Origin of the sequence: Hoeflea sp. Naph1 (genome assembly GCF_046837775.1) — a bacterium.
In the GTDB taxonomy this organism is placed as follows: domain Bacteria; phylum Pseudomonadota; class Alphaproteobacteria; order Rhizobiales; family Rhizobiaceae; genus Hoeflea.
The window spans coordinates 1-10,261 of sequence record NZ_CP177289.1 but is presented as its reverse complement, the minus strand read 5'-3'; the positions used below and the strand labels follow the sequence as shown (position 1 = coordinate 10,261).

The 10,261-nt window shown below is 60.8% G+C and carries 6 protein-coding genes; 4 read left to right on the top strand and 2 right to left on the bottom strand.

Annotation, left to right across the window (positions count from 1 at the left end; genetic code table 11):
- Nucleotides 1–449: 449 nt before the first annotated feature.
- On the bottom strand, nt 450–671 hold the full coding sequence (locus ACK6D9_RS23465; protein WP_267656477.1) for a hypothetical protein: 222 nt from the start codon (nt 669–671) through the stop codon (nt 450–452).
- 161 nt (nt 672–832) lie between these two features.
- Between ACK6D9_RS23465 and ACK6D9_RS23460 the strand changes: the two genes are divergently transcribed.
- The 4 genes from ACK6D9_RS23460 (at nt 833) to ACK6D9_RS23445 (ending at nt 8,590) form a co-directional block, all read left to right on the top strand.
- Nucleotides 833–3,931, top strand: a complete 3,099-nt coding sequence (locus ACK6D9_RS23460) for a class I SAM-dependent DNA methyltransferase (protein ID WP_267656479.1) — start codon at nt 833–835, stop codon at nt 3,929–3,931.
- Nucleotides 3,931–4,584, top strand: a complete 654-nt coding sequence (locus tag ACK6D9_RS23455) for a hypothetical protein (RefSeq protein WP_412052037.1) — start codon at nt 3,931–3,933, stop codon at nt 4,582–4,584. The genes ACK6D9_RS23460 and ACK6D9_RS23455 overlap by 1 nt, the downstream gene beginning before the upstream one ends.
- Nucleotides 4,585–4,736: 152 nt before the next feature.
- Nucleotides 4,737–6,704 carry an ATP-dependent nuclease gene (locus ACK6D9_RS23450; RefSeq protein WP_412052038.1) on the top strand — a complete coding sequence of 656 codons (1,968 nt, stop codon included), beginning with the start codon at nt 4,737–4,739 and terminating at the stop codon, nt 6,702–6,704.
- A 2-nt stretch (nt 6,705–6,706) separates the two neighbouring features.
- Nucleotides 6,707–8,590, top strand: coding sequence for a UvrD-helicase domain-containing protein (locus ACK6D9_RS23445; protein ID WP_267656484.1), 1,884 nt, complete (start codon nt 6,707–6,709; stop codon nt 8,588–8,590).
- A 470-nt stretch (nt 8,591–9,060) separates the two neighbouring features.
- On the opposite strand, the gene ACK6D9_RS23440 is transcribed toward ACK6D9_RS23445, so the two are convergent.
- Nucleotides 9,061–9,960, bottom strand: coding sequence for a HEPN domain-containing protein (locus tag ACK6D9_RS23440; RefSeq protein ID WP_267656486.1), 900 nt, complete (start codon nt 9,958–9,960; stop codon nt 9,061–9,063).
- Nucleotides 9,961–10,261: the final 301 nt, after the last annotated feature.

The window sequence follows — 10,261 nt, the reverse complement described above, 5'->3', positions numbered from 1 at the left end:
GGTCTGGCTCCGACGCTTCGAACCCCCACGCGAGCAATGTTTGGATGGCCAAAATGGAGACAAGCTGGCCTGTTTCATCGTGTCTCAAATCGGAAAGCTGGGCGGAGAGCAGACTTCGCTGCGGAATGCATGAACGGCGAGATTGGGGTCGGGAACCGACTATGCGGTATACCCCGGTGTCCTGAGTTTGCTGACGTCAGTCAGGACTTGATCGGCAATGGTCGCATAATCATTGCTCCCCCTGCCATCCGAGAGTTCCGAAACCGAATGCAAGTATCCGCCGTACGCAAACATAGAGCGAACGCAATTGGGGTGCGCCCCGCATTGATCTGGCGCCGACTCCGCACTAAGGTGCACTAATGCAGTATACTCAGAGCCAGATTCGCGAATTGATTTCCATTTCAGTGGATGCTTTTCGCACATGGCGGAATGCTATTCCGGCACTGAGCCTACACAAAGGGCATGCCCCTAGCTTCACGCCGGGGGACGTTGTCGCGATAGCGATAGTCGCCGAACTTGTCAGACATTTCGGCGTACGCGTCGGAACGGTCGGGGATCGTTTCGATCTGCTGTTCAAGGAGTGCCGGGGAAAGTCTTGGCGCTCGCTTGAAAGCTGCGTCGCTTTGATCGAAATCGACAATTTCCGCCTTGTCGACGCAAGTGTAGCCCACCGCTGTTCGCCGGACGCCTCAAGCCTCTGCGTGCCGTGCGCGCCAATAATAGCACGACTACGCTCGGCCCTCACTGCGACTGAAGTCGACCAAGAGCAGGGCCATCTGCAGTTTCCCCCCACCTCAGTGGCTGTGCAGCCGGAACGGCGCGAGAAGCGAGCATGACCCCCACTCTGGCATCCGCATTGGCGCCAGAGTGGAAAGACCGCTTGGGGCTCACACATCGGCGCTCGCCTGAACTCTACGAGTCGGCCGAGGCCGTCAGCGACGTGCCGCACGCAGCGGCTATCCGAGCCGCCCTCAATGAAATGGGTCTATCGGCGATCTTCTGCGTCCAGGGCGTCCCGACGGTCGCGATCCTGGAAGCCGATCACTACGACCGCGCCGCTATTACTGATCTTCACGGCGCACTCTGGAATCAGGGCCTGGCCAGCCTGTTGCTGGTTATCGCCGACGATACGCTCAGAGCGTTTTCGCTCGCCCGTACTCCGTTGAGCGATCCAGGCGACGCCTTCGAGACCCGCTGCCTCATCGATAGCCTCAGCCTGACGACCGAAGCGCTGCGGTTTCAGAACCTTATCTACGGCGCAGAATCCGGGCGTCTCTGGAAGGATTACGGTGAGTATTTTCCCCCGAAAGAACGCATCGATCAGGTTCTCCTCGACAATCTGAATGCGTCCCATGACCTCCTGCAAAAGACCGCGCTCGCTCCCGATGCGGCCCAGGCCCTGCTCATACAGGCGATGTTTATCGCCTACCTTGAGGACCGGGAGATCGTAACGCCCACCTACTTTGCCGCCGTTTCCGAGAAGAGCGCGGAGAGTTTTTCGGCGCTGCTGGAAACCGGCGACGTTAATCTCTTCCGGTCCCTCTTCCGGACCCTCCACGCGGATTTCAACGGCGATCTGTTCGTCGCGCCGTGCTCCTTCGAGGCCACGGGCGAGGCGCCAGAAGTCACGCCTGCGCATCTGGCGATCTTGGCGCGGTTCCGGTCAGGCCGTGAAGAAATGGCGTGTTCCGGACAGCAGCGGTTCTGGGGCTATGACTTCCGCTATATCCCGATCGAGCTCGTCAGCGCCGTCTACGATCGGTTCCTGGGTGAACGCGAGACCGAACGCCGCGCCAACGGTGCTTACTACACGCCCATGTTCCTCGCCGACACCGTCGTTTCCCAAGCGTGGGAGATGTTGCCGGATGCGACAAAGACGACAGGGAACTTCCTCGACCCTGCCTGCGGTTCAGGCGTTTTCCTCGTCCGCTCGTTCCAGCGGCTATGCGAACACTGGCGCGCCAAGCACAAGACGCAGTCGATTTCCTGGAAAACGCTGCTGTCCTTGCTCAGCCAAATCCATGGCTGGGACTTGAATGGCGGCGCCGTTCGGGTTGCCGTGTTTTCGCTCTACATCGCCTTGCTCGAAGAGGTGTCGCCACGCGACATCCGCAAGCTCATCACTCGCGGGAAATTCCTCCCGGAACTTTGGGGCAAGAACCTCGTCTGCTGCGACTTCTTCGAAGTGTCACCTGACGGCGCCCGATACGAGGTTATCATCGGCAATCCGCCATGGACCAGCCGCCGCGGTCCGGCCCGTTCGTCTGTGCAGTGGAGCAAAAAAAACGGCCATCCCATGCCCGGTGGCGAGGACGCCTGGGCATTCAGCTGGAAAGCGCTGTCGCATCTCGCCGACGGCGGACTGATCGCGTTCCTGCTGCCGGCGATGGGATTTTTGCATAACCACGCCCAAAAGACGGTCGAAGCGCGTGATGCGTTCTTCCGGAAATCCCAAGTCCGCCGCGTCATCAACTTCGCCGACCTTCGCTTTCAGCTTTTCGAGAAAGCCCATCGCCCGACAGCTCTGATCATCTACGGCAGCGCGAATGCGGGTAATTTCCCGTATCGCTTCGACTACTGGGCGCCGAAGGCCGACCTCAACCTGCGCATCAAGCGTGTCATCACGCTGAGCAGCGCGGACAAGGCCTCGCTCGGGGTAGGCGCGGTTCTCGATAACCCGCTCATCTTCAAGCAGCGCCTTTGGATGCGCGAACCGGACGCCAAACTGTTCGGCTACCTCGCACGGCTTCCCAAGCTACAGGCCTTCGTCAATGATTTTGGCGGCCTAAGCCGTCGCCGCGAAGAGCCGGGCAATCGCTGGGTGATCGGGCAAGGCTATCAGCCCTTCAATGAAGACAGCGATAGCGATGCGCCTCCACTCGAAAGCGCGTATGTCGGCCGGCTGCCGGACCTACCCATTGCGGCCTACTCACGCCTAGCCCAAACTGTGGAAGGCTTAATACCGGCCGCATCGTCGACGGTTCGTCGTCGCGGGTTCGAGGCCGGGTTCGATGGCTCGCGGATCCTTATTCCGCGTGGGGTCGAGACGTCGCAGAACCGTCTTCGCGCCGCCTATTGCGATCGACCTCTGACCTTCCAGCATATCTTCCAGGCGATCGTGGTGCCGGAGGGCGAGAGCGACCGTGCCAAGCTCCTGACCGCGATACTCAATAGTCGCATAGCGGTTTGGTATGCTTTTCACGGCACCGCTTCGTTCGGGTCGGATCGACCCGAAGTCCAGCAAGCCGACCTGCTACGATTGCCATTTCCATCACCCGACGATGTCCCCGATCACGCCGCAGCCGCCCAAGCCGCGCTGAAGCTGATCGCAATTGTGGACGACGCACGCGAACGCTCCAACGAGCCTTTCTCGATGCAGGTCGGCGACGGCGAGATCCTGCGGACAATCGACCGACTCTCGTACCAATACTTCTGCCTGTCGCCCGATGAAATCGCGCTGATCGACGATACCGTTGAGGCGATCCTTCCTGCCCTTCAGCCCCATGAGGGCCATTTCCCGAAACTCTGGCGCGCGCCTGACGAACCGCAACGCGCTCAATACGCGCACACATTGTCGGCCAGCCTCTCGGTCTGGTTCAAAGGCAAAAAGATCGATGCGCGCCTTGTCGCGCGCGGCGCTGACCTGGCGATCCTTCGCCTTCAGCTGGGCGGCCATGAAGACTATGCCGAAGATGCGGCCGGCGAGCTCAGCGACGTACTCGAGCAACTTGCAGCCCACATCCACAGGCCCCTCGACGGCAACTTCCAGCTCATGCCGGATCTGCGCGTTTTCGTCGGTGACTGCCTCTACCTCATCAAGCCTATGCAGATGCGCTTCTGGCTGCGCTCCACGGCGCTCGCCGATGCGGATGGAATAGCGCTCGACCTCCAGCAAGCTGCCGCCGCGCCGCAACAGCGGGGCGCGGAGTGATGCTGATCGGTGATGTGCAGGGATGGGTCGACAACTTCGTTTCGTTTGACGACCGCTTCCTCGAGAGGATCGCGGCAGCGTGGCCAGAGTGCATGGCGGTTCTTCCCGAACAGCCAGGGGAAGATGACATCACCATCAACCTCGTCGATCGCCTCGCCAAGGACGTTGTGGTGCGTCGGTTATGCCATTGGGTCGAGTATCAGTTCGAGCCGTTCGGCCTAGCGGCTGACGGGTCGAAATACAGCAAGGGCATCATCGACATCGCCGTACTCTTCGACTGGGATCGGGAGAGATACCTGGCTTATGAGTGCAAGCGGCTCAACGTGATCAACGGCGGAAGCCGCAGTTCCCTGGCCACCGTGTACGTCACACAAGGCATGATGCGTTTTCTCACCGAGCAGTATGCCGAGCAGCTGCCTGTGGGGTGCATGCTCGGTTACGTGCTCGACGGCGACGTGCCCTTTGCCAATTCACGGATTGCCGACGTCATCGGCAGCCATGTCCCTCTCGCCCTCGCTGAGGGGCCTACACCCCTTGCCGCGATCGAAACGATCGAGCGCTTCCGCACAAGGCACACCCGCCAAACCGGATCACAGATCGAACTTCGCCACGCGCTATTTTCGAAGCCGTCAGCGGTCGCGACAAACGCTTGAGGAAGGCGTGCTTAGGGGCCTCTCGATTCTTGAAGCTTCAGCGCGCCTTGTACTGATCGATGAAGTATAAGAGACGAAATCATGGAAGGCCGCGACTGCCAATCAAGGGAAACTTGACGCGATCGGCCACCAATAACGGGAGGTCGGCTAAAATGTTTATTGAGCGGCTCAGTCTGACGAATTTCCGTTGCTTCGGACCAGTTGCGACAAGCGTCGATCTAACCTCCGGCCTCACCACCTTTGTCGGCGTCAACGGCGCGGGCAAGACCGCCCTGATGCAGGCCCTGCAGCGCCTCTTCGGCGTGACGGGCGATCAGCGACGACTGCGGCGTCAGGATTTTCACGTCCCTTCCACCGAGCTTGTTGCGCCACCCCAGAGACACTTCGTCTTAGAGGCAATGATCGCCTTTCCAGAACTAGACGCCGACGGCGCCGGTGGCGCGGCAATTCCGGAATTCTTCCATCAGATGGCCGCTGAAGAGGCGGGCAAGCTGAAATGTCGCCTGCGTCTCGAAGCGACCTGGACCGATGACGGTTCGCTCGATGGTGCGATTGAACAGAAATACTGGGCGATCCGGACTTTCGGGGCGTTCACCGACCCTGATTGCACCGAGTTGAAAGCCCCCGACCGGGCGCGGATCCAAATGATCTACGTTCCAGCGACGCGGGACGGCGCCTCCCAGGTGACGGCCTTTCTGCGCGGCAGGCTGTGGCGCGCCATCAACTGGTCGCAGGGAGTCCGCGACACGTTCACAAACGCCGGCGCCGCCTTGAACGGCGCTTTCGCCGGGGAGCCGGCCGTCGATGTGATTTCCGCAGCGGTGACGCGGCGGTGGCAGGAAGTGTACACAGCCGGGACCGACACGACGCCGCTCTTCCGCCCGCTCGATCTGCGTTTTGAGCATTTCATCCGGAAGGTAGAGGTGGTCTTCCGCCCCGACGAGGTCGGCCGGGAGCGAGCCCTTGATGATCTGAGCGACGGCCAGAGGTCGCTCTTCCATTTGGCGATGACCGCAGCGACACTGGACGTTGAAGCCGGGATCGTCGCCGATCCTGCTGGAGCCGGTTTCCAGGCTGGCGGCGTACCGTTACCGGCGCTCACGCTCATCGCGATCGAAGAGCCCGAGAACAATCTCGCTCCCTTCTATCTCTCCCGCATCGTTCGGCAGATACAGGACCTGACGAAGTCGCCGCAGGCGCAGGCCGTAGTCTCCAGCCATTCCCCGAGCATCCTCGCCCGGGTTGATCCGACGCAGGTCCGGCACTTCCGGCTCGATCCGCACGATCGAACGGCCCGAATCCGCCCGATCAACCTCCCCGTCGGCGAGGAAGAGGCATCGAAATTCATTCGCGAGGCCGTGCGGACCTATCCCGAACTCTATTTCGCGCGCTTCGTCGTGCTGGGAGAAGGTGCGTCCGAGGAGGTCGTTCTTCCCCGTCTCGCCGAGGCGATGGGGCTCGACATCGATCGATCCTTTGTCGCGGTCGTTCCGCTGGGCGGTCGGCATGTGAACCACCTCTGGCGACTGCTGACCGATCTCGACATCCCCTACGCCACCTTGCTGGATCTCGACTGGGGACGTTCTGGGGGTGGGTGGGGACGTATCAAAACGGCCTGCACGCAACTGCTCGCAAACAACGTCACGCCACAGGCCATCTTCGGACAGCATCTCAACCCCCAGGGGCCAGCCGCCAATCTGGCGGCTTTCGATGCTCTGCCGATCGAGGACACTGCGAATATCACAAACTGGATGAATTGGCTGCGCCAGTTCAATGTCTTTTTCTGCACGCCCCTCGACCTCGACTACTCGATGCTGAAGGCTCTCCCGCTCGCCTATCAGATCGTCGAACCCGGCCGCCAGGGGCCCTCGCCTGCAGGAGAGCCGCGCACGGCGGTTCTCGGCGACGACGGTCTGCCTCACCTGTACGCTGCCGACCATGACGGTTTGATGCGCTGGTATCGGTATCTATTCCTGGGGCGCGGCAAGCCCAGCACCCACGTTCGGGTGTTGAGTGCACAAGATCCGGCTGCCCTCGCAGCCACCGCTCCCGAAGAACTGCGCGCACTCCTGACCTCAATTGTCGCTCGTCTCACCCCGCCGCCTCCTGCGGGTGCCTGATCATGCGCCTTATTCGGCCAGAGGACTGGCGCCCGAGCGGCATTAACGATCTCGAACCGGTGGCGTGGAATGCCCTGCGCCACGCCGGCTCGGCGTGTGTGGTCGCAGGCCCCGGCGCCGGCAAGACCGAGTTTCTGGCCCAGCGCGCCGTCTATTTGCTTGAGACGGGCCTCTGCCGAGCGCCGCACCGCGTGCTGGCGATTTCGTTCAAAACAGATGCAGCCAACAATCTCGGGTCGCGCGTCCGCCAGCGGTGCCCGCCAGAGTTCGCCAACCGGTTCGTGTCGGTCACCTTCGACGCCTTCACCAAGAGCCTCGTCGACCGCTTTCTCAACGCCATCCCCGCCGACTGGCGCCCGACCCGGCCCTACGAAATCTCCTTCCCAAAGCGCAAGGCGATAGAGGGCTTCCTCACGCTCGCCCGGCTCAGTGCGCCGCCGGAATGGCAGGCGGAAATCGCCGGCTACAGCGCGAGCGACTTTGAACCCAAGATCGTCGGTAGCTATCGGCTGCCCATGGGACCTATCGCGCCCCAGAACGCCGCCGAGTTCGCCATCGCCCGCTGGTGGGCAACGCAACTACGGCCAGACCAGCCCTCTGCACTTACCTTCGTCGGCATCAACCGGCTCGCGGAGCTGCTGCTCCGGGCCAATCCCCACATCCGCCGGGCGCTCGTCGCCACCTATCCCTTCGTGTTCGTCGACGAATTCCAGGACACGACCTACGCGCAGTACGACTTCCTGCATTCGGCGTTCTCTGGCGGGCAAACCATCATCACCGGCGTAGGTGACGACAAGCAGCGGATCATGGTCTTCGCCGGTGCGCGTCAGGACGCCTTTCAGCGGCTGCAGGCCGATTTCGGCGGAGCAAGGTTCCCCCTCCTTTTCAACTTCCGTTCCTCGCCGGACCTGGTCGCGATCCAGCACATCGTCGCGCGCGCTCTCGATCCGAACACCGTCCCCACGGTCGCTCAGACCGCCCGTCAGGTCGATGGCGACGTGGCTCAGGTTTGGTCCAGCCAGACCATTGCGGCGGAAGCCGCCCACCTGGCGCAATGGATCGCCAATGACATTGCCACCCGCGGCCGGGCACCGCGCGACTACGCGCTCCTAGTGAAACAGAAGTCCGATGATTATGAGCATGAACTCGCTGGAGCCTTCGCCGTTCATGGCCTGCGGATTCGCAATGAGAGCCATACTCTCGGCAAAACCTCGCTTCAGGATTTGCTATCTGATGACCTGAGCCGGCTCGCGATTGCGGTCTTCCGCCTGGGCGCGACACGCCGCGCGCCGGCCGCATGGCAGCTGGTCTCGTCTTCTGTCCTGGCGTTGCGCGCTACTGGGCAAGACGATGATGCGCGCGCGGCCAAGGTCGAGGTGGAACTCAGCGCATTTCTCACTTCCTTACGCACCGACATGGCGGCCACCGCCCCGTCGCGGCAAAGTGCTCTCGATTTCGTCAGACGGGTTTTCGAGTATCTGGATCTCGGGGCGATCGCACGAACCTATGCCGAATATGGCGTTGGCGACATGCTTCAGATCATCCTTGAAGCTTTTTGCATCCACTTCTTCGCTTCCGCCGATGGCGCCCCGAACTGGATGGCCTGCCTAGATGCATTCGAGGGGGTCAATCAGATTCCGATGATGACCGTCCATAAGAGCAAGGGGCTCGAATACGACACCATCATCTTCGTTGGCCTCGACGACCGTGCTTGGTGGGCCCACACCCCAGGCGACCCCGAAGGCGTCGCAGCGTTTTTCGTCGCCCTCTCGCGGGCGAAACAACGCGCCATCTTCGCCTTCTGCCAACAACGCGGACAGCGAAACAATGTGGCTGAACTCTATCAGCTTCTGACTGATGCGGGCGTGCCTGAGATTGCGATATGACTGGGGTAGATCTGGCCAAATAGTGCGCGTCAAGGCCAAGCTCGGGCCAGATGCTGGATTGCTGGCCGAAGGATGGTGGAAGAACGATGCGAAGTTACCCGCTATTCCGACGATGCTTCGCTGACACAGCCAACAAGTCGCCGGCAAATACCGCCGTATTCCCCACTAGCATCTTGGGATACAGTTTCGGCCTTTAACAGGCTCCCACAGTCTCTGCTTCCAGATGAAGGCAGACTTCGTCTCTACGATCGGCACGGACGCGGGCTGCTGCCAAAGCTCGTCGGACAGGTGGAGGGCAGCTCTCGTTGCGTAGCCACCCCATACGCGAGCCCGCTACGCGTGAAGGTGCGTGAGGGCGCAAAACAATCGTTAAATGAATCGGTCTTTGACGTCGACATCGGGCCGTGAGTGGCGGTTGGTCCGAAAAGTCCAAGGTCTCGAAGCCGATCACATGACCGCGTGATGGCAGGTTAGGATGCAATGCGCTCGGCACAGATTGCGGCGACAGCTTCCTGCAGCGCTCTAACATGGTCCAGCAGCCACGTGAGTTCCTCAACTGTGATTTCGTATGCAGGCGAATAGCGTGCATCGACATAGGCGCGATCGAGGCGAGCAAATGCGCGCTTTGCGAACTTGGTGTCATTCGGCCATACGCCTATCAACTGCGGTGCTATCCGCTCGGCCTGCGAGCGCAGGAACTTCAGTTTGTGAGATTTGGGGCTGTAGAGGGCCGTAACCAGAAGAACGCAGTGATACAACCGTTCTGCGGCCTGATGGAGCTGAAAGGCTGCTTCAGGCAGGTTTCCGCGCTCGGCAAGGAATGCGGAGGCGGCCTGAAAAGCACCAGCGCTCGGAAACCAGTGCTCGTAATACCGTCTTGCCTCCGCGCGCGCCTCGTCTGGCTCAAGCGATTTTGGCGACGCAAGGGGATAACCTTGCAGTTCACAAAGGACGATTCCGTCGCGGGCGATATCGATGAAGAAGGGGCGCCCCTGCGCGAGTTGCGAGTTCACCTCCTCATAGGTGTGAACGATGAAGTTTACGGGCGCAGTCACATGATGGGTGATCGCCAGTTCCTGCACAAAGCGTTCGCCCGCTTTCTCCCAGGCTTCATACTGATCGGCAAAATGACTGTAATTAACGATCACCAGTAGATCGTAATCCGACAGATAGCCACTTTTGCGGTCCTCTACCCAGTCCCCGCGGGCATAGGAGCCGAATAGGATGAGCTTGAGAATCCGTCCGCGCTTGCTCTTCTCGGACAGCTTGGTTTTCTGGACTTCTTCGAATTCATCGAACAAAATTGCGGCGACGCGCTGCAGTTCGCGCTGCTTGCGCTCTGGCAGGTGTGTCAGCCTGTCGATGTTCATCTAAAAGTCCTTCAAATCTAAATCGACATAGAGTCGCAGCCTTTGGGCGAATGCCGCAGACTGTCCAGTCTTATCAGGATCATACGGTCGTGCGAAAGGCGCATGATCTCGTCCGGCTTAATGAGATCGTCGGCGACGCTTGAGTCATCAGGTTTACCTCGGCAGTCACGCCGGTGGAGATCCGCGCCTTGCCCGAAGAGGTCTTTATGGCGCGGGTGCCGAACGCCACGCAGGTTAACACGATGATCCGCGCCCGCCAGACGTGCATCAGGGCAGCTGCCCGATAATAAATAGCGCTTCC

Excerpts from the sequence above, each read along its gene's own strand:
- ACK6D9_RS23440 (WP_267656486.1), bottom strand. The coding sequence starts at position 9,960 with ATGAACATCGACAGGCTGACACACCTGCCAGAGCGCAAGCAGCGCGAA.
- ACK6D9_RS23450 (WP_412052038.1), top strand. The coding sequence starts at position 4,737 with ATGTTTATTGAGCGGCTCAGTCTGACGAATTTCCGTTGCTTCGGACCA.
- ACK6D9_RS23460 (WP_267656479.1), top strand. The coding sequence starts at position 833 with ATGACCCCCACTCTGGCATCCGCATTGGCGCCAGAGTGGAAAGACCGC.
- ACK6D9_RS23445 (WP_267656484.1), top strand. The coding sequence starts at position 6,707 with ATGCGCCTTATTCGGCCAGAGGACTGGCGCCCGAGCGGCATTAACGAT.
- ACK6D9_RS23455 (WP_412052037.1), top strand. The coding sequence starts at position 3,931 with ATGCTGATCGGTGATGTGCAGGGATGGGTCGACAACTTCGTTTCGTTT.